Annotated in this window: 20 protein-coding genes; 13 read left to right on the plus strand and 7 right to left on the minus strand. The window is 68.2% G+C overall.

Annotated elements, in window-relative coordinates; all coding sequences use genetic code 11:
• Positions 1-5: 5 nt before the first annotated feature.
• From VGJ96_09490 to VGJ96_09515, 6 genes are all read left to right on the plus strand, one after another.
• The gene (locus tag VGJ96_09490) at positions 6-1,262 is read left to right on the plus strand and encodes an ABC transporter permease (GenBank protein ID HEY3287333.1); all 1,257 of its coding nucleotides are present in this window, start codon (positions 6-8) and stop codon (positions 1,260-1,262) included.
• Between the two features lie 115 nt (positions 1,263-1,377).
• Positions 1,378-2,616, plus strand: a complete 1,239-nt coding sequence (locus tag VGJ96_09495) for an ABC transporter permease (protein ID HEY3287334.1) — start codon at positions 1,378-1,380, stop codon at positions 2,614-2,616.
• Positions 2,613-3,887 (plus strand): ABC transporter permease, encoded by a 1,275-nt coding sequence (locus tag VGJ96_09500; GenBank protein HEY3287335.1) that lies wholly within the window; start codon positions 2,613-2,615, stop codon positions 3,885-3,887. Before VGJ96_09495 ends, VGJ96_09500 begins: the two co-directional genes overlap by 4 nt.
• Before the next feature lie 174 nt (positions 3,888-4,061).
• Positions 4,062-5,249 carry an MFS transporter gene (locus VGJ96_09505; GenBank protein HEY3287336.1) on the plus strand — a complete coding sequence of 396 codons (1,188 nt, stop codon included), beginning with the start codon at positions 4,062-4,064 and terminating at the stop codon, positions 5,247-5,249.
• A 6-nt stretch (positions 5,250-5,255) separates the two neighbouring features.
• Complete coding sequence (locus VGJ96_09510) at positions 5,256-6,503, plus strand: ABC transporter permease (GenBank protein HEY3287337.1); 1,248 nt, start codon at positions 5,256-5,258, stop codon at positions 6,501-6,503.
• Between the two features lie 3 nt (positions 6,504-6,506).
• Entirely contained in the window at positions 6,507-7,766 is a 1,260-nt protein-coding gene (locus VGJ96_09515) for an ABC transporter permease (GenBank protein HEY3287338.1), read from the plus strand.
• A gap of 12 nt (positions 7,767-7,778) precedes the next feature.
• Here VGJ96_09515 and VGJ96_09520 read toward each other — a convergent pair whose 3' ends face one another.
• Together VGJ96_09520 and VGJ96_09525 are read right to left on the minus strand one after the other, a co-directional pair.
• Positions 7,779-8,168, minus strand: coding sequence for a hypothetical protein (locus tag VGJ96_09520; protein HEY3287339.1), 390 nt, complete (start codon positions 8,166-8,168; stop codon positions 7,779-7,781).
• 77 nt (positions 8,169-8,245) lie between these two features.
• Complete coding sequence (locus VGJ96_09525) at positions 8,246-9,925, minus strand: M28 family peptidase (GenBank protein HEY3287340.1); 1,680 nt, start codon at positions 9,923-9,925, stop codon at positions 8,246-8,248.
• A gap of 252 nt (positions 9,926-10,177) precedes the next feature.
• On the opposite strand from VGJ96_09525, the gene VGJ96_09530 reads away from it, so the two are divergent.
• Positions 10,178-10,561: a Spy/CpxP family protein refolding chaperone gene (locus VGJ96_09530; GenBank protein HEY3287341.1), complete on the plus strand. Its 384-nt coding sequence runs from the start codon at positions 10,178-10,180 to the stop codon at positions 10,559-10,561.
• A gap of 113 nt (positions 10,562-10,674) precedes the next feature.
• Here VGJ96_09530 and VGJ96_09535 read toward each other — a convergent pair whose 3' ends face one another.
• A complete protein-coding gene (locus tag VGJ96_09535) occupies positions 10,675-11,478 on the minus strand; it encodes an SDR family oxidoreductase (GenBank protein HEY3287342.1) in 804 nt (267 codons plus the stop codon).
• 5 nt (positions 11,479-11,483) lie between these two features.
• Complete coding sequence (locus VGJ96_09540) at positions 11,484-11,864, minus strand: Rid family detoxifying hydrolase (protein HEY3287343.1); 381 nt, start codon at positions 11,862-11,864, stop codon at positions 11,484-11,486.
• A 185-nt stretch (positions 11,865-12,049) separates the two neighbouring features.
• Between VGJ96_09540 and bshB1 the strand changes: the two genes are divergently transcribed.
• The 6 genes from bshB1 to mnmA all read left to right on the plus strand — a co-directional run bounded on the left by bshB1 (position 12,050) and on the right by mnmA (position 16,915).
• The gene (gene bshB1 / locus VGJ96_09545; GenBank protein ID HEY3287344.1) at positions 12,050-12,769 is read left to right on the plus strand and encodes a bacillithiol biosynthesis deacetylase BshB1; all 720 of its coding nucleotides are present in this window, start codon (positions 12,050-12,052) and stop codon (positions 12,767-12,769) included.
• 54 nt (positions 12,770-12,823) lie between these two features.
• Positions 12,824-13,471 (plus strand): cyclase family protein, encoded by a 648-nt coding sequence (locus tag VGJ96_09550; protein ID HEY3287345.1) that lies wholly within the window; start codon positions 12,824-12,826, stop codon positions 13,469-13,471.
• A 2-nt stretch (positions 13,472-13,473) separates the two neighbouring features.
• Positions 13,474-14,019, plus strand: a complete 546-nt coding sequence (locus VGJ96_09555; protein ID HEY3287346.1) for a hypothetical protein — start codon at positions 13,474-13,476, stop codon at positions 14,017-14,019.
• Between the two features lie 187 nt (positions 14,020-14,206).
• Positions 14,207-14,629 carry a secondary thiamine-phosphate synthase enzyme YjbQ gene (locus VGJ96_09560; GenBank protein HEY3287347.1) on the plus strand — a complete coding sequence of 141 codons (423 nt, stop codon included), beginning with the start codon at positions 14,207-14,209 and terminating at the stop codon, positions 14,627-14,629.
• 19 nt (positions 14,630-14,648) lie between these two features.
• Entirely contained in the window at positions 14,649-15,812 is a 1,164-nt protein-coding gene (locus tag VGJ96_09565) for a cysteine desulfurase family protein (protein ID HEY3287348.1), read from the plus strand.
• A gap of 35 nt (positions 15,813-15,847) precedes the next feature.
• Entirely contained in the window at positions 15,848-16,915 is a 1,068-nt protein-coding gene (gene mnmA, locus VGJ96_09570; protein HEY3287349.1) for a tRNA 2-thiouridine(34) synthase MnmA, read from the plus strand.
• A 21-nt stretch (positions 16,916-16,936) separates the two neighbouring features.
• On the opposite strand, the gene VGJ96_09575 is transcribed toward mnmA, so the two are convergent.
• From VGJ96_09575 to VGJ96_09585, 3 genes are read right to left on the minus strand one after another with little or no spacing between them, the layout of a single operon-like run.
• A complete protein-coding gene (locus VGJ96_09575) occupies positions 16,937-17,359 on the minus strand; it encodes a hypothetical protein (protein HEY3287350.1) in 423 nt (140 codons plus the stop codon).
• A gap of 46 nt (positions 17,360-17,405) precedes the next feature.
• Positions 17,406-18,551 (minus strand): J domain-containing protein, encoded by a 1,146-nt coding sequence (locus tag VGJ96_09580; GenBank protein HEY3287351.1) that lies wholly within the window; start codon positions 18,549-18,551, stop codon positions 17,406-17,408.
• Positions 18,552-18,558: 7 nt separating this feature from the next.
• Positions 18,559-19,158, minus strand: coding sequence for a nucleotide exchange factor GrpE (locus VGJ96_09585; GenBank protein ID HEY3287352.1), 600 nt, complete (start codon positions 19,156-19,158; stop codon positions 18,559-18,561).
• Positions 19,159-19,363: the final 205 nt, after the last annotated feature.

Raw genomic sequence — 19,363 nt, forward strand, 5'->3', positions numbered from 1 at the left:
GCACGATGACGTGGTTCGCCGCGCAGGCATCGCAGGTCTATGAGGGGGTGCGGATTGCCCTCGAGGCGCTCCGCGCCAATCGCGTGCGGGCGGGACTGACCATCCTCGGCATCGCGGTCGGCGTCTTCGTGGTCGTGGTGATCTCCGCGGCCGTGCACGGCATCAACCAGAGCGTGGCCAGGGATCTCGAGTCCACCGGCCCCACCACGTTCTACGTGCAGCGCTACCCCATCACCTTCGAGGCGTGCGACGGCACCGGCGACACCTGCAAGTGGCTGCAGAACCCGCCGATCACCTTCGATGAGATGGCCGCGCTGCAGCGTCTCGAGGGTGCCGCCGAAGTGGGCGCGGCCGACTTCTGGGCCGGCCCGGTGAAGTACCGCGACCGTCAGCTCCCGTCGGCATCCATCGAGTCGTACACGGGCAACTGGGCCGCGCTCGGCGCCCCCGAGATGATCGAGGGACGCGCCTTCACCGATCAGGAGGCGCGCAGCGCCGCGCGAGTGGTGGTGCTCACGACCGTGACCAAGGAACGGCTGTTCGGAGACGCCGACCCGCTGGGAAAGGAGATCATGGTGATGGGCACGCCCGTCACCGTGATTGGCGTGTATCGGGACAACGCGAGCTTCCTGTCGGGCGGCGGCGACCGCGCGAAGGTGGTGATGCCCATCCAGTCGCTGTCGCGACGCCTCAACGTGCCCATCCGTGACATGGGGCTCGCCGTGAAGCCGCGCACGGGCTACCAGCCCGCCGAGGTCATTGACGACGTCACGGCCACCCTGCGCGGGATGCGCGGCCTGCGGCCCGGACGCGAGTCGAATTTCGCGATCATCACGCAGGACAAGATCATGGACACCTACAACAAGATCTTCGGGATGTTCTTCCTGGTGATGATCGCGTTGTCGGCGGTGGGGCTGATCGTGGGGGGCGTGGGCGTGGTGGCGATCATGATGATCTCGGTCACCGAGCGGACCCGCGAGATCGGCGTGCGCAAGGCGCTGGGCGCCACACGGCGCGCCATCCTGCTGCAGTTCCTCATCGAGGCGGTAACCCTGACCGGGTTGGGCGGGGCGATCGGCCTGTTCATCGGCTGGGGCGTGGCGTTCCTCGTGCGGCAGTACAGCCCCATCGCGGCCTCCGTGCCGCCCCTGGCGGTCGTCGCCGCGCTGGGCGCCAGCGCCGTGACCGGCGTGCTGTTCGGCATGCTGCCGGCGGCGCGGGCGGCGAGGTTGGATCCGGTTGATGCGCTGAGATACGAGTAGTGCTGGCTGATGGCAGATGGCCGATGGCGGATGGCAGATGCGCCCCATCCGCCATCCGCCCTCCGCCATCCGCCATCTCTCGAAACCCACACGGGATTCCGCCCGTAAGTAGCGCGTGCCCTTCCTCGAAGCCGTCCGCCTTGCGCTGGACACCATCCGCGTCCAGAAGCTGAAGAGTTTCTTCACCCTGCTTGGCGTCATGATTGGCGTCATGTTCCTCATCGCCGTCATCTCGATCGTCGAGGGGATGAGCCAGTACGTGGAGAACGATTTCGCCGGCAAGATCATCGGCGTGAACACGTACAACCTGCGCCGCCGCCCGGAGTTCACGCCGAACGAGAGCGAGGACCAGTGGCGCGAGTACATGCGCCGCCCGCGGCTCACCGAGGCGGAGGTCGAACTGGTCCGCGGCACGATTCCGCCCGGATCGCACGCCGCCATCGTCAACGAGAACTTCCTGTACGCCGTCGGCGGCCAGGGCCGGCCGCGCCAGGTGCAGGCGGTCGCCACCGAGGCGGACTACTTCACGATCAAGAAGTTCGGCATCACCTCCGGGCGCGCGTTCACGCAGCAGGAGGTGCAGGCCGGAGCGCGCGTGGTCGTCATCGGCACCGAGGTCGCCGAGCATTTCTTCCCGGGTCTCGATCCGATCGGTCGTGAGCTGCGCATCGCGGGAAGCCCGTACGAGATCATCGGCCTGATCGAGAAGCAGGGGACGGTCTTCGGCTTCTCGATGGACCGGCTGGCCGTCGCGCCGTGGACCACCCCGCTCTACCGCGCCCTGCGGCCGCGGGGCGACCCGGAGACGCTGCTCATTCAGGCCGCCTCGCTCGAACTGGTGCAGGAAGGCATCGAGACGGCGCGCGAGGCGATGCGCAGCGTCCGCCACCTGCCGCCGGGCAAGGCCGACAATTTCGCGCTCGAGACGCAAGACTCGGCCATGGAGTTCTTCCGCGGGCTGAAGTCCAAGATGGTCGTCTTCGGCACGGCGCTGCCGGCCATCGGGCTCATCGTGGGCGCGCTGGTGATCATGAACATCATGCTCGTGGCCGTCGCCGAGCGCACGCGGGAGATTGGCATCCGCAAGGCGCTGGGCGCAACGCGCGGGAACATCCTGTCGCAGTTCCTCATCGAGGCGGCGACGCTCTCGGTGCTCGGCGCGGCCATCGGCATCGCCGGCGGCATCGGACTGGCGAAAGTGGTGCAGGCCATGACGCCGCTCCCGGCCGCGGTGGCCCTCTGGTCGATCTTTGCCGCGCTGGCCCTTGGCGCCGGCGTCGGCATTGTCGCGGGCGTCTATCCCGCCAGCCGCGCCGCGCGGCTCGACCCCATCGCCGCCCTCCGGCAGGAATGAGTCCGATGCGCTTCTGGGACCAGGTGAAGATGTCATTCGAGGGCGTGACGATCGCCTTCGATGCGATCCGCGCCAACAAGGTGCGGGCCGCGCTCACCATCTCCGGCGTGGCCGTCGGCGTCTTCGTCGTCGTGGCCATGGGCGCCACGATTCACGGCATCCGGCAGAGTTTCCAGCAGGACCTCGAGGAGTTCGGCGCCAACACCTTCCAGGTGCGGCGGCGCGGCGTGGGCTTCAGCAGCTGCGACGGCACCGACGAAAACTGCCCCGAGCGGCGCAATCCGCGCATCACGCTCGACGACTGGACCGCCATTCGCCGCCTCCCCGAGGTGGGGAGCGCGATGGCGTGGATGTTCGGCCAGCAGGACATGACGTACAAGAACCGCACGGTGAAGAATGTCGGCTACGACGCGCAGAGCGCCGACTGGATCAAGACCGACATCGCCGACGTCTCCCCCGGCCGGTCCTTCTCGGAGAGCGAACACGACGGCGCCGCGCCGGTGATCGTCGTCAACGACTCGCTCAAGAGCCAGCTCTTCGGCGACAGCGACCCCATCGGCAAGCAGGTTATGGTCGGCTCGCTGCAGATGACCGTGATCGGCGTGTACCACACCAAGGCCGGCTTCCTGAAGGCGATGGACGGGCGCGGCCCCGACCGGCCGCGCGCGGTGGTGCCCATGATGACGGCGTGGCGACGCATGCCCGTCTGGCGCAGCATGCTGATCATGGTGAAGCCGCGCCCCGAGGTGACGCGCGAGGACGCGATGGACGCGGTGACCGCGCTGCTGCGCGGCCGGCGCGGGCTGCATCCGGTGCAACCGAACAACTTCGCGCTGATTGGCATGGAACGGATGCTCGAGGTCTTCAACCAGCTCTTCGGCGCCATTTTCGTGGTCGGATTGGCGCTCTCGGCGGTCGGCCTGCTCGTCGGCGGCGTGGGCGTCGTGGCCATCATGATGATCTCCGTCACCGAGCGCACCCGGGAGATCGGCGTGCGCAAGGCGCTCGGCGCGACGCGCGGCACCATCCTGTGGCAGTTCCTCGTGGAGGCCTCCACGCTGACCAGCCTCGGCGCGGTCATCGGCCTGCTGATCGGTGCCGGCGTGGCCGCGGTGATCCGCGCGAACTTCCCGTCGATCCCGGCGTCGGTCCCCATCGCCAGCGTCGTCGCCGCCCTGCTGGTCGCCATCCTCACCGGCGTGGGTTTCGGCATGCTCCCCGCCATGCGGGCGGCGAAGCTGGACCCGGTGGATGCGCTGCGCTACGAGTAACGACGACTGAGGATCGGGAATTCGGAACCGGATTGATGATTCCGAATGCGGACTGCGATTCGCGACGGGCCGAGATCGCCAGTCGCCATCCGGAATCGCCATCAATGATCCCGTTCCGAATTCCCAATCCTCAATCGCTGTTGCCGTCGGGGCTCATCCCCTAGCTTAGATCGAATGGAGTCCGCCGCCCCGCGCGCCAATCGCCGCGCGCTCACCTTCATCTTCATCGCGATCCTCCTCGACATCATCGGGGCGGGCATCATGATGCCGGTGATTCCGTACCTGGTGCGCCCGTACAGCGCCGACGCGCTGACGATCGGGCTGCTGGCGGTGGCGTACTCGGTGGCGCAGTTCTTCGCGGCACCATTGCTCGGCGCCATCTCCGACCGGCATGGGCGCCGCCCGGTGCTGGTCCTCAGCCTCTTCGGCGCGTCCATCGGGTACGCGTTCTTCGGCATTGGCGGCGCGCTCTGGATCTTCTTCGTCTCGCGCATCGTCGCGGGCTTCACCGGCGGCAACCTCACCGCGGCCCAGGCCTACATCGCGGACGTCTCCGGGCCGGAAGATCGCGCCAAGAATTTCGGCCTCGTCGGCGCCGCCTTCGGCCTCGGCTTCATCCTTGGGCCCTCCATCGGCGGCATCCTCGCCAAGATCAGCCTCACCGCGCCGGCGTGGGCGTCGGCCGGCGTGGCGCTCGTGACCGCGGGCTTCGGCTGGTTCGTGCTCCCGGAGTCGCTGGCGCCGTCGCTGCGCCGGCCGCATCCGCTGCACGCCGGGGACTTCAACCCGTTCCGGCTGCTGCTCAAGGCGCTGCGCACCAAGCAGCTTCGCGCGCTCTTCCTCGGCATCTTCCTCACGCGCTTCGCGCACATGGGGATGCAGACGAACTTCGCGGTCTACACCCTCGACCGGTTCAAGTATACGCCGGCGCAGAATGCCGTCGTCTTCACCGTGCTGGGCATCACGTCCACCTTCGTGCAGGGCTTCCTGATCCGGCGCATCGCCGGGCGCTTCACCGATCGCAACCTGCTGCTGTGGGGGCTCGCCATCATGGCGATCGGCTTTGCCGCGCTCGCCGCGGTCCCCGCCGGGTGGATGCTGTCGCCGGCCATCGCGGTGCTCGCCCTCGGCACGGGGCTCGTGACACCGACGCTGCAGAGCATGATCTCGCAGGCCGGCTCCGCCGAGGAGCAAGGGATGCTCTTCGGCGCGAACGGCGCGATCACGAGCCTCACCGCCATCCTCGGCCCGGCGTGGGCCGGGGTCGTCTTCGACCACGTGGCGTACACCGCGCCCTACTGGTCGGGTGCCCTCTTCCTGATCGCGGCGTGGTGGGCCACACGGCGCGCGCTTCCGGCATAACCGCCCATGCGTCCCTTCGACGTCGTCGGGACCGCGCTCGGGCAGATTGCCGCGAACAAGCTGCGCTCGTTCTTCACGCTGCTGGGGATCATCGTCTCGGTGGCGTTCCTCGTCGCGGTCGTCGCGATCATCGAGGGGATGAACGCGTATGTGAAGGAGAACATCGCCGGGGCGGTGATTGGCGCCAACGCGTTCCAGGTGCGGCGCACGCCCCTGCAGGTGGGACTGTTCGACGATGAGATGTGGAAGCGCGTGGGCCGCCGCCCGCGCGTGACCGCGGCCGACGCCGAAGCCGTGCGCGCCGCGCTTCCTGACGCCGAGGCCGTGGCGCTCAACTCGGGCTGGCCGACGCCCATGAGCGACGTCATCTGGCGCGACCAGGAGATTGGCGACGCGCTCGTCTTCGGCATCACGCCGCCGTATCAGGTGGTGCAGGACTACCGGTTCGAGAAGGGACGCGGCATCTCGGAGGTGGACGTCATCCAGCGGCGCCCGGTCTGCGTCCTCGGCCACGACATCGCCGACAAGCTCTTCGGCAAGCTCAGCCTCGACCCCGTTGGACAGTCGGTGCGCGTCGCCGGCCAGCGCTGCGAGATCGTCGGCGTCGCCGCGCCCAAGGGGAAGGTGCTGGGGCAGTCGTTTGACGGGTTCGTCCTGCTGCCGGTCTCATACCACGAGACGCTCTACGGTCGGCGGCTGACCTCCACCATCAGCATCAAGATGTACAACGCCGCCGACGTCGCGCCGGCCATGGCACGCGCCGAGGAGGCGCTGCGCATCGCGCGGCACCTGCGCCCGGGGCAGGAGAACAACTTCTCCGTCGAGACTGCGGAGGCGCTCGTGGCGTTCTGGAAGAACCTCACGCGCGTGCTCTTCAGCATCATCCCGGCGATGGTCGCCATCGGCATCGTCGTGGGCGGCATCGTCATCATGAACATCATGCTGATGAGCGTCAGCGAGCGGACGCGCGAGATCGGCATCCGCAAGGCACTCGGCGCCCGCGCGCGCGACATCGAGCGGCAGTTCCTCGCGGAGGCCATTGCGCTGTCGAGCCTGGGCGGCGTGCTCGGCGTGCTGGCCGGCTGGCTCTTCGCACTGCTGGTGGACGCGGTTTCGCCCCTCCCCGCCCGCATCACCGGCTGGTCGGTGGGCGTCGCGCTGCTCCTCGGCGCCGGCGTGGGCGTGCTCTTTGGGGTCTATCCGGCGCGGCGGGCCGCCCTGCTCGATCCCATCACCGCCATGCGACAGGAGTAGCGGATGTTCCTCGACCACCTCCTCCAGCACACCACGCTCGACGAGAACGTGGCGATCGCGTTCGACAACCTGCGCGCCAACAAGCTGCGGTCGGGACTGACGATGCTGGGCGTCGTCATCGGCGTGGCGACGGTAATGACGATGGCCAGCATCGTGCGCGGCGTGCGCGAGCAGATCCTGAACACCATCGAATTGGCGGGGCCGACGACCTTCTACGTGATGAAGGTGTTCAGCCAGCAGCCGCTGAACCCTGAGGCCCTGCCCAAGTGGGTGCGTATCCGTCCCGACCTGACGGAGGCCGAGGCGATGGCGATCGACCGGCTGCCCGAGATCCAATACGCCGCGGCGTGGAACCAGATCATGGGACGCCTCGACTATCAGGGCACGCGCACGCAACCCACCACCGTCTACGGCGCCGATGCGTCGTTCACGCTGATCATGGGCGGCCAGCTCAGCGCGGGACGATGGTTCACGCCGTCCGAACAGCGCGCGGGCGCAGCGGTGGCCGTCATCCTCGAGACGCACGCACGGCGGCTCTTCGGACGGCTCGACCCGATCGGCAAGACGATGCAGATCGCCGGCAAACCCGTGCAGGTCATCGGACTTTACGAGGCGGCCGCGAACATCTTCACGCCCCCCGGCGCCGAGACCGGGGCGATCGTGCCGTACCGGTTCGCCGACCACGCCTACTACATCGACAAGACGAACATGATGTTCATCGCCGTTCGGCCGCGCGACGGGGTGACGGTGGCCGAGGCCCAGGAGGGCGTGACGGTCCTGATGCGCGAGATGCGCCGGCTGCGGCCGGGTGATGGCAACACGTTCGACATGATCACGCAGGACCAGATTCTCGACGTCTTCAACAACATCACCGGCGTCTTCTTCGTCGTGATGATCGTCCTGGCCTCGGTGGCGCTGATGGTCGGCGGCATCGGCGTGATGGCCATCATGATGGTCTCGGTCACCGACCGCACCCGCGAGATCGGCGTGCGCAAGGCGATGGGCGCCACACGCCGCGACATCCAGATGCAGTTCCTCATCGAGGCCGCGACGCTGACGGGGATGGGCGGGATCACCGGGATTGTCGTGGGACTCGTCACCGGCACCCTCGCCACGCTCCTCCTGAACATCCAGGCCACGCCACCGTGGGGGCTGACGCTGATCGCGGTGGCGGTCTCCGTTGCCATCGGCCTGATTTTCGGCGTGCTTCCGGCGCGCCGTGCCTCGCGGCTCGATCCCATCGAGGCGCTGCGATACGAGTAGCCGCGGTGCCTGCTAGTCCTTCGCGCTCGTGATCTTAATGGTGGCGGTGTAGTCGCCCTTCACGATCGGTCCCGTGGAGGTCGGGTACGGCTTGAGCGCCACCAGCGTCACCTGGTTGCCGTGCGTGATCACGCGCGCCTTGGTGGCGTCGGCTCCAAGGATCAGCGTCACCTGCTGGCTGCCGCCGACGGTAAAGACGGTCGTGGCCTCGCCGGCCCACACACACTGAACGCCCGTGGGGCAGCGCGAATCGGCCGTGACGTCGGTGAACTTCACGGACAGCGTGTCACCGGGAACTTGGACACTGGTCCCTAGGCGCATGTCGATATTCTCACCGAGCGCCGGCTCGGTGGTGTCGCGCCCGCAGGCGGCGACGAAGAGGGCGAGAAGAAGGCTACGCATTGGTCAAAAGCGACAGGATGGGACGTTCACTGACTGTTTGACACGCTGACCGGTGGCAAAGGTTTCGTGGCTGGCCGTTACTGCTTGCACGGCGCGTTCGGCGATGCCGGCTTCGGCTTGTCCACCACCGGCCGATGATCGGCGTTCGCCACCGCCAGCGCCACGTCGTGCACGAACTGCGTCACCGACGCCATGTGGGGATAGTCGATGTACTGCGCTTCGTCGGTCACCTGGTGATAATCGGCGTGCAGCCCCGTGGTGAAGAACGCCACCGGGATGCCGTAGCGCGCGTAACTGGCATGGTCGGAGCGGCAGTAGATGTTCTCGGGATGGCCCGGCGCGTCGAAGGTGTAATCGAACGTGAAGGGCGTCTTCCGCATCTTGTTGACGGTCTCGACGAGGTCGCCCAGCTCGGTGGAGAGGCGGCGCGTCCCGACGAGTTGCAGGTAGGTTGGGCCGCCGCCCTTGAGGTCGCTGGCGGCGCCGCGTCCCACCATGTCCATGTTGAGCTGGGCAACGATCGAGTCGCGCGGCACCGTGGGATGCCGCGTGTACCAGTCCGAGCCCACGAGGCCGATTTCCTCGCCCATGTGCCAGACGAACAGTATCGAGCGGCGCGGCCTCACCTTGTCTCCGGCGAACGCTTCGGCGATCTCGGCCACCGCCACCGATCCTGAGCCGTCGTCGTCGGCGCCGTTGGCAATGGAGTCGGCGCGCGAGCGGCGGATCACCCGAATCGAATCCACATTCACCTTGATCGCCGCCAGCTGCGCCGGGGCCGGCGATGCGCCGTCGCTGAGCCCCGCCTTGATGCGCTCGACCTCGATGTTGTACGCGCGCAGCGAGTCGTGGTCCACGCTCCCCGGCCGCGTGCCGACGTGATCGCTGTGCGCCCCGATGGCCACGTACTGGTTCTTGAGCACCGGGTCGCTCCCTTCAAGCAGGGCAACGACGTTGCGGCTCGCCGTCGGCGAGTCCCGCAGTTCGATCTTCCCCGTGTAGCGGACGGTCGCCGTCCCCCACTTCACGGTGGCGAGCGGTCCACCGGCGAGCGCCTCGGTCATGGCGTTGGAGGCCACGATCACGGGCGGCATCGTCATTTGCGGGCCGCCGGACGGCGGCGTGACCATCTCGCCTTGCATGAAGTAGCCGCGGATGGCCGACGGCGCGTCATCGAGGAGCGGAAGGACGATGGCCGCCGCGCCACCAACGGGCCGCGACATCAGCGCCGAGGTGAACTGCACCTGCAGCCCCTTGGCGGCCAGCTCCGGAGTGAAGCCAAAGACGATCACCTTCCCCTTGGTCTGGTCGGCGGTGAGATGCACGGCCGTGTCACCCAGCAGGCCGCCGAAGATCACGTCGGCGCCATCGAACGGCTTCGTCCCCCACTGCGCGAAGACACCGTAGTCCTTCAGGTACGTGAAAGTCCGCTCCCCGACCACCACGGGTGACGTCACCCAGGCGCGCCGCAGCAGCGGCACAGACTGGAAGAACGTGCCGCTGTCGCCCATCGGCTTGAGACCGATCTGCTTGGCCCAGCCGGCGAGGATCTCGGTGGCCTTGTCGTGGTACGGCGTGCCGGCGGCGCGCCCGGCCAGCGAATCGTCCGAGTACACGTAGAGGCGGGACATCAGGTCTTCCGCCGTGATGGCCGGCCGTGTGGGCTTGGCCTGGCGTTTCACGGGAAGCTGCTGGGCGTCAGCGGCGCTGGCCGCGATGGCGAACGTGAGGGCCACAGCGGTGGCGTAGGCGCGCATGAGGGCAGTTGGGTTCAGGTGGAAACGGGCGGGGCCGCTCGGTTGGTCACCGCGGCGGCCCCCATACTACAATGTTTGCCGCCGCGGGGTTTCACCGCCAGCCGCAACGGCCTTGCGGTGGGAACGGACGGTACGCGGCAGAGCCACGGCGCCCGCCAGGGACCACGGGCCGCGCTAACGCCGTGGCGGCGCCAGGCGTACTCACGGTGATTCCCCGGCGATCGGCGCCGGGGAGAACCACTCGGAGGCAGGATGAAGGTGATTCGGTTTCTCGCCGCAGCCGCGATTGTGCTGACGGCCACGACTGCGATGGCGCAGGGCGGACCCCCGGGCGGCGGCCAGGGACGTCCGAATCAGATGGCGCGCTTGATGGAAGGGATCACCCTGACCGCCGAGCAGCAGGCCAAGGTCGATTCCATTTCGGCGTCCAGCCGCGCTGAGTCGATGAAACTTCGCGAGGAAATGCAGGCCGCCGGCGGCCCGCCGAGCGACGAGCTCCGTGCCAAGATGATGGCCATCTCCACCAAGCGGAACGACGCCATCAAGGCGGTCCTCACCGCCGAGCAGAAGGCGATCTTCGAGAAGAACCTCGCCAGCATGCCGCCCATGGGTGGCGGCCAGCGTCCGCCCCGCTAACCAGCGCGACGTGACGAACAGCGGGCCACGGAGCAGTCCGTGGCCCGCTTCGCTATTCCGTTCCCGTGCACGACACCCTGCACCTCACCGTGCCTGTGCCCCGGCACCCGAGTCTAGCGTCCCCTCTCCATCGCCTTAACCGCCATCCGATCCACCAGCGATGGAAAGAGCAGCTTGAGCCACATCCCGAGCCGCGCGCGCCCGGTCATCACCAGCTCGCGATCGCGATGCTCGGCGGCGTCGAGCAACTGCCGCGTGCAGTCGGCGACGCTCATCATCGCCGCCTCATTCACCGGGCTGCGCCCGAGCGGCGCGCCGTCGGCGCCCAGGTTGCGCGCCCGTGACCCCGTGGCGACGAAGCCGGGACAGACGATGGTCACCGAGACCCCCGACCCCATCAGCTCGATGCGCAGCGAGTCGAAGAAACCGTTGAGCGCCGCCTTCGCCGCCGCGTAGCCGGAGCGCATCGGCACGCCGGTCTTGCCGGCGAGGCTCGACACCACGACCAGCCGTCCGCGCGTCGCGCGCAGGTGCGGCAGGGCGGCGAGCGCACAGTACACCGCGCCCAGATAGTTCACGCGGAGCAGCCGTTCGTACACGCTCGAGTCCTGCACTTCCTCGGCGCGTGCCCACATCGCCTGTCCGGCGTTGCAAACGAGCGTATCGACCCGGCCGAAACGCGATACCGCGCGATCGATCAGCGCCCGGCACTCTGCCTCCACGGTGACATCGACGATGACGTCCTCGACCTCCGCCCCCTCCTTGCGGCACGCCGCGGCGACGTGGTCGAGTCGCTGGACGTCACGCCCGCAGAGGACGAGCCGCGCCCCGTGGGCGGCGAGCACGCGCGCCGTCTCCGCGCCGATACCGAGCGAGGCCCCGGTGAGGACGACGACCTGATCGCGCCAGGCGCCCATCACGCTCACTCGTTGAGCGCGGCGATCACCTGCACCTCGACCTGGTAGCCGTAGTGCAACGCGTTCACCGGCACCACGGCGCGCGCCGGTTTGTGATCGCCCATCACCTTGATGTACGCGGCGTTGAAGCGCCCCCACAGATCCATATCGGAGATGTACACCGTGACCTGCAGCATGCGATTCAGGTCGCTCCCCGCGGCCTGCAGGACGGCCTGGATGTTGGCGAAGACCTGCGCGGCCTGCTCCTCGATGCTGCCGACCCGGTGCTCCTTCTGCCCCGGGACGATGGGAAGCTGGCCGGCGACGTACACGCAGCCATGGTGGACGATGGCCTGCGAGTAGTGGCCGGCGGGGATGGGGGCACGCTCTGTTGAGATCGAATGCATGGGTGGGGGAGGGTGATGGCGGATGGCGGATGGCAGAGGGCAGATGTGAAGCGTCAGTGCCGACTGTAGCTTATATCATCGGCGCTCCGGTCGCCTCTCGCCGCGACTCGTCCGCCGTCCGCCGTCCGCCGTCCGCCATCCGCCATCTGCCAGCCGCCATCTTTTCCTCCAGCACCTCTCAACGCATGTCCACGGTCGCCGTCCTCGCCTTCGCGCCCCATCCCGACGATGCCGAGCTCCTCTGCGGGGGTACGCTGGCCAAGCTCGCGCGCGCGGGGCACCGCACGGCGATCATTGACCTGACGCGCGGCGAGATGGGGACGCGCGGATCGACGGAGATTCGCGCCGCGGAAGCGGCGAAGGCCGCGCAGGTGCTGGGCGTCGCAGTGCGCGAGAACCTGGGGCTCCCCGACTCGCACCTCGAGAACACTCCCGACACGCGCATGCTCATCGCGCGGGTGATCCGTCGGCTCCGTCCACAGGTGGTGATTGCCCCGGCGCCCAGGGGACGGCACCCCGACCACCGCATCGCCGCGCAGATGATTCGCGACGGCTGCTTTCTCGCCGGCATCCGGAAGGTGGACGCGCACTCGGAGCCGCACCGCCCGCGCAAGCTGCTGCACGCCATCACGTTTCGCGAAGACCACGTGAAGCCAACCTTCGTCGTGGACATCTCGGCCGACTTCGAGACGAAACTGCGGGCCGTCGCCTGCTACGAATCGCAGTTCGAGGGAGTCATTCAGGCCGGCGAGGTGTATCCAACAGGAGCGCCCCTTGCTGACGTCATCCGGCATCAGTCGGCGCACTATGGCTCCCTGATCCGTTGCGCGTACGGCGAGCCGTTCTGGACGCAGGAGACCATGAGAGTGGACGATGTGATGGACCTGCAAGTAGAGACCTTCTGAAGAGAAACAACAGAGAGACAACAGAGAGACAACAGAGAAACAACAGACTACCAAGTGCGACGCGAACGCCTCATTGACATCTCCACGACACTGGCGCCCGGTACCCCGGAGTGGCCGGGGGACACCCCGTTTTCGTGTGGGTGGACGTGGCGGATGGCCGATGGGGCGAGCGTCAATCTCTCGGCCCTCACCACCAGCCCGCATGTCGGTACGCACGCCGACGCACCGCTGCACGTGCACGATGACGGCGCGCCGAGCGACCAGCTGCCGCTCGACGCATTCATCGGCCCGGCGGTCGTCGTCGACGTATCACACCTCGCCGGCGAACTCGACCGCGACACGCTGCGCGCCGCAGGGCTCGTGACCACGCCGGCGCGGCTGCTGCTCAAGACCGGGCAGTCCATTGCACGCGGCGGATTTCCGGAGTCGTGGCCGGCGCTCACCGCCGCGTGCGTACAATCGCTGACCGCCGACGGGCTGCGACTCGTCGGCGTGGATTGTCCGAGCGTCGACGTGCGTGAATCGAAGACGCTCGACGTTCACCACGCCATCTTCGGCGGTGGCGCGTTCATTCTGGAAAATCTTGACCTTTCCATTCCCGCCGCGGGATCGTACGATCTCATGGCCGCACCGGTGAAACTCGGCGGACTCGATGCCGCGCCGGTGCGGGCGGTCCTGCGCCAAACCTCTTCGGACACCTGACCATGCGTTTCAATTCGCTCTCCCGCCGCGCCGTCTGGCGCGGACTTGCCCTGATCGGCGCCGTTGGCGCCCTGGCCGTCGCGGCCCGTCCCAGCGCCGGACACGAGGCGCCGCAGGGCGGCGTCGTCATCCAGGTTCGCGACTTCGAGAAGGCCTCCATTGTGGAGATTGTCGCCTGGAGCGCGATGGAACCGCAGTATGGCCTGCGGACCTTCGTCAAGCGCAACGGCTCGCCTGACCGCTATCACCGGCTCTGGGTCAACAGCGCGTATCCCGCCATCAGCGATGCCGCGGATGCCAAGGGGCTCAATCGCCCGCTGCAGATCTCCAGCCTCCGCGACGACCAGAACTGCCTGAACGGCAAGTGCGCGCCCACCTCCACCGTGGGCGCGCGCATTCCGGACGAGCCGCTGCGCAAGGCCAAGGAGGACGTGCAGGTGAAGTTCATCACGGGGAGCGGCGCCGAGATCATCTTCACGGCGCGCCGGCCGCTGGTGAATGCCTATCTGGCCGCGGTGGACTCGGTCGTCGGGGCGCTCAAGAAGTAGGCCCGCCGTTTCAGTAAGCGCGCCGCGCCGCCGCGCGGCAGGAAGCCCCGCCCGTTCATCACGGGCGGGGCTGTTTGCGTGGATCGCGTTCCACGTGCCATCAAACTCGTCGGCCGCTACCGCTTCGGGCGCCAGAGATCCCGCGAGGGCTATTGCCCCGCCCCGCCCGCCTTCACATGATTGCCGCATGACTGCCCACACCCACTACTTGTGGTTCAACACCACGCGCGCGCAGGAAATCATCGACATCACCGACGAGGTCGCCGAGCAGGTGCAGCGGAGCGGCGTTCGCGAGGGCTTCGTGCTCGTGTCGGCCATGCACATCTCCGCGTCGGTCTTCGTCAACGATCACGAGTCGGGACTCTGGCACGACATCCTGCACTGGCTTGAGCACACCATCGCGCCGTGGGACCCGTCGCGGTACCGCCACAACGACACTGGCGAGGAGAACGCCGCCGCGCACCTGCGCTCGCTGACCATTGGGCACGAGGTGATTGTCCCCATCACGGCCGGCGAACTCGACCTCGGCCCCTGGCAGCGCGTCTTCTACGGCGAGTGGGACGGCCAGCGGAAGAAGCGGGTCATCATCAAGGTGCTGGGCGACAAGTAGCCCCCGTTATATTTCGTCCATGCCCACGCCCCCCATCTATCTCGACCACGCAGCCACGACGCCGGTGCGCCCCGAGGTGCTCGAGGCGATGCTGCCGTACTTCAGCGCGAAGTTCGGCAACTCGTCGAGCGCGCATCGCTGGGGACGTGAGGCGCGCGCGGCCACCGACGCCGCGCGCGAGCGCATCGCCGCCTGCCTGGGCGCACAGCCCGACGAGATCTGCCTGACCTCTGGTGGCACGGAAGCTGACAACATCGCGGTGCTGGGCGGCTGGCGCGTGCAGCAGGGTGACGGCCGCCCCGGCATCGTCAGCACCCCCATCGAGCACAAGGCGGTGCTCGAATCGGTGCATCAGGCCAGGCGCGAGGGCGGCGACGAACGGCTGCTGGCCATCGACCCCACGGGGGTCGTGAATCTCGATTCCGCGCGGCGTCACATCCGCGCCGATGTCGCGATGGTCACCGTGATGTGGGTCAACAACGAGACGGGTGTCATCCAGCCCGTCGCCGAACTCGCCGCCCTTGCCAAGGAGGCCGGCGCGATCTTCCACACCGACGCCGTGCAGGCTTTCGGCAAGCTCGACGTGGACGTGCGGACGCTCCCGTGCGACTTCCTCTCGGTGAGCGGGCACAAGTTCGGGGCACCCAAGAGCATCGGCGCGGTCTTTGTTCGCCGCGGCACCGCGCTCGCCCCGCTCTTCTTCGGCGGGTCGCACGATCGCGGGCGCCGCCCGGGCACGGAGAACACGCCGATGGCCGTGGCGCTCGCCACCGCGATGGAACTCACCCTCAAGGAGCGGGACGCGGAGGTGGCACGCCTGCGCGCGCTGCGCGACCGGCTGGAGTCGCTGCTCGCCTCGCGCCTCCCCGACCTCGTCGTGCACGGGCGTGGCGCCCCCCGCGTGCCGCACATCCTGCACGTCTCCATCCCCGGCACCGACAGCGAGTCGATGCTGATGGCGCTCGACTTGAAGGGGGTCGCCACCTCGAGCGGCTCGGCCTGCCAGAGTGGAAGCGTCACGCCGTCGCACGTGCTGAGCGCCATGGGCCTGCCGCCCGAGCTCGGTGCGTCCGCCGTCCGGATGAGCCTGGGCAAGCTCACCGACGACTCGCAGATTGACCGCGTCGCCGAGCTCTTCCCCGAGGCGGTCAAGTCGGCACGCGCTATGTCGGGGAGGTTCTAGCGTGTGGGGGAGTGATGGCAGATGGCAGATGGCCGATGACCGCTAAGGCGCGCGTACTCGTGGCCATGTCGGGCGGTGTCGACAGTTCGGTCGCCGCGGCGCTCCTCGTGCGCCAGGGGTACGACGTCGTCGGCGTCACGATGAAGCTGTTCGAGGACGGCGCCGAACTCCCCGACCGTCCGTGCTGCTCGCTCGACGCCACCAGCGATGCGCGGCGCGTGGCCGAGCAGCTCGGCATTCCGCACTACGTGCTCAACATGGTGGACCACTTCGGCCGCGACGTGATTGCCGATTTCGTCGCCGAGTACGCGCGCGGCCGCACGCCCATTCCGTGCGTGCGCTGCAACACCTTCACCAAGTTCAGCGACCTCGTCGCCAAGGCGGACGGCATCGGCGCGGAGTATGTGGCCACGGGTCACTACGCCCGCGCCATCGCCGGTGAGCTGCATCGCGGCACCGATGACAACAAGGACCAGACGTACTTCCTGTGGGGGATCCGGCGCGACGTGGTGCCGCGGCTGCTCCTCCCCGTCGGCGAGATGACGAAGGCGGAAACGCGCGCGGTCGCGCGCGATCTGCAGCTGCCGCGTGTGGCCGACAAACCAGAGAGCCAGGAGATCTGTTTCGTCCCGGACGGCGACTACGTGCAGATCCTCCGGCGCGAACTCGGCGACGGTGCCCCCGCCCTCTCACCGGGGCGCATCGTGACGACCACGGGTGAGGTGCTCGGCGAGCACGAGGGATTTGCACGCTACACTATCGGCCAGCGGCGTGGACTCCCGGGCGGCTCCGCCGATCCGCTGTATGTCATCGCGCTCCGCCCCGAAACGCGCGAGGTGGTGGTCGGGCCGCGCGAGGACCTGCTGGGCACGCATCTCTCGGCGAGCGGCATCAACTGGCTAGTGGACTCTCCACCGCGCGCGGGCGACGAAGTGCAGGTGCGCGTGCGGCATCGCGCGGCGCTGGCGCCCGCCGTCATTGACGCCATCACGGGCGACGCGGTGTCCGTCACGCTGCACGCGCCGGTTTCCGCCATCACGCCCGGGCAGAGCGCGGTGCTCTACGACGGCACGCGCGTGCTGGGCGGCGGGTTCATCGCGTAACGCTTCGCGAACGCTACGTGGTTACCGACGCCTGGCGTTCGCCGCGTGTGCATCGCGCACTGCTGTGATCGGCGCCCAGACGAGGTTTCCCAGAAACGCCCAGGCGGCAATGCCTCCAACGCCGTTGCAGTTGTCGAGGCCGGGAAGGCAGCTCGCGGCCACGACTGCTATGGACACACTGTGAATCGCCAGATGGCGCCACCCGTGGCGCCGATTGCCTGCATAGAATGAGCCGACGCCCGGCAGCCCGAGACTCAGCAGACCGGCAGCTACAGCGCTCTTTTTCCCCGCAACCGGCACCTGCGATCTCGCGTACGCGCCGCCGTCCAGGGCGGCGGATGCGAACTGCGCGACGCGCACGCTCGATGCCTGCTGCGCGCCAAGCATGACCGGTGTCGCATCCAACGCAACGAGCGCCAGGATGGCGAGAAAGAAGACGCGCAAGTGCACCTCCGGGTGGGAATCGCGGGGAGGGGGCCGCAGGGGTTAACTAGTACTTCAGCCCCGCCTCGCGGGCAAACGCCGCCATCGCGGCGCGCGCCTCATCGCTCAGATCGGCCGGCGCATCCACGCGCACTTCGACCAGCAGGTCGCCCTTCTTCCCATCCTTCTCGATTCCCTGGCCGCGCACGCGGAAGCGCTTGCTCGACGGCGTCCCGGCGGGAATCGCGATGGTCACCTTCTTGTCGTCGAGCGTCTTGACGCTCACCTTCGAGCCGAGCGTGGCCTGCGCGACGTTCACCGGCACATGCGCGATGAGGTCGAGCCCATCCCGCGAGTAGAACTTGTCGGGTTCCACCTTGAAGGTGATCACCAGGTCGCCGGGCGGACCGCCGCGTACGCCGCGCCCGCCCTGTCCCTTCAGCCGGATCTTGGCGTCGGTGTCGGTGCCCGGCGGCACCGTGATCAAGACCTTCTTGCGTTCGCGCTTCTCCCCCTGACCGGCGCACGCAGAGCACTTCTCGCTGGCCACCGATCCCTTGCCCAGGCACATCGGGCAGGGGCGGTTCACGGCGAAGCCGCCCTGGCCGAACGAGATGGAGCCGCGGCCGCCGCATTCGGGGCAGGCGCTGATGCGGGCGCCCTTGGCCGCGCCGCTGCCGCCGCACGTGCTGCACTCCTCGTTCACCTCGAGTTCCACGGGGATCTTGCCGCCCATCACCGCGACGCGGAACGGCACTTCCAGCGTCGTCTCGATGCTCTGGCCCCGCTCGGGTTCGCTCGCCTTCGGACGCTGCGCACCGCCGCCGAACATCGAGCTGAACAGGTCGCCGAGTCCGCCGAACCCACCGACGTCGAACTCCTCGAACTTGGGTGGCGTCCCCGCGCCGGAGCGAGCGCCGGGGCGCGGGCCCGAGCTGCGGAAGCCACCCGTGGCGCCGCCGCCCGGGCGCCGCACGAAGTCGCCGAATGCGCCGAGGCGCCGCATCTCGTCGTACTGCGCACGCTTCTTCACGTCGCCCAGGACGTTGTACGCCTCCGAGATCTCCTTGAAGCGCTCGGCCGACCTGGGATCCCCCTTGTTCGTGTCGGGGTGATGCTGCTTCGCCAGGCGGCGATACGCCTTCTTGATCTCGTCGGCGGTCGCCTTTTCGGCGACCCCGAGGACGGCGTAGAAGTCCTTGCTGTGGGCCATCAGCGGATCAGCCGTGCCATTGCTTGACGACCACGCGCGCCGGGCGCAGCAGTTGGCCGTTGAACGTGTAGCCCACCTGATAGACCTGCGCGACGAGCTCGTCCTCTTCGGGGAGCGCCGCCGGAATCGCGGTGAGCGCCTCGTGCACCGACGGATCGAACTTCTCACCCTCCGGATTCACGACGACGAGTCCGTGGCCGGCGAGTGACTTGAGCACCTTCTTCTCCACCAGCAGCACGCCGTCGACGATGGACTGCGCCGGCGTCGTGGCCGGATCGAAGTGCGCCACGCGTCCCATGTCGTCAAGCGAGTCGAGCAGCCCCGCGATCAGCGCCCCCATTCCCTTCGACTCGGCTTCCAGCCGTTCCTTCCCGCTCCGCCGGCGGAAGTTGTCGAACTCGGCGAGGAGTCGAACGTACTTGTCCTTCTGCTCGGCCAGCTGACGCTCGGCGTCGCGCAACGCGGCGCTGGTCGCATCCGTCGGCGCCTCGCCTTCGGCACCGAATGCAGCATCGGCAGACTCGACGGCATCGGCGGCCTCGTTGGAGGCCTCGTCAGCGACCGGCGAGCCCGGATCGAGGTCGGGCGTGGTTTTGGGATCGGTCATCGGCTCAGTATTGGGGCAGGACGGCGCACCGCGTCGCGCGACGCGGTGTGCCACTGTGAATTTCACGGTTCGCTGACCCCCAGTGCAACCGGCGAGCCACGAATTTTCTGTCGAAATGGCGGTTATTGAGACCTACGGAGGTGGCCGCACAGACGTTTCGAAAGGGAGGCTGCCATGCCGCAGCGCCTGATGCGGGTCGAAAGCC

It is taken from the genome of Gemmatimonadaceae bacterium, from assembly GCA_036504815.1.
GTDB lineage: Bacteria > Gemmatimonadota > Gemmatimonadetes > Gemmatimonadales > Gemmatimonadaceae > PNKL01.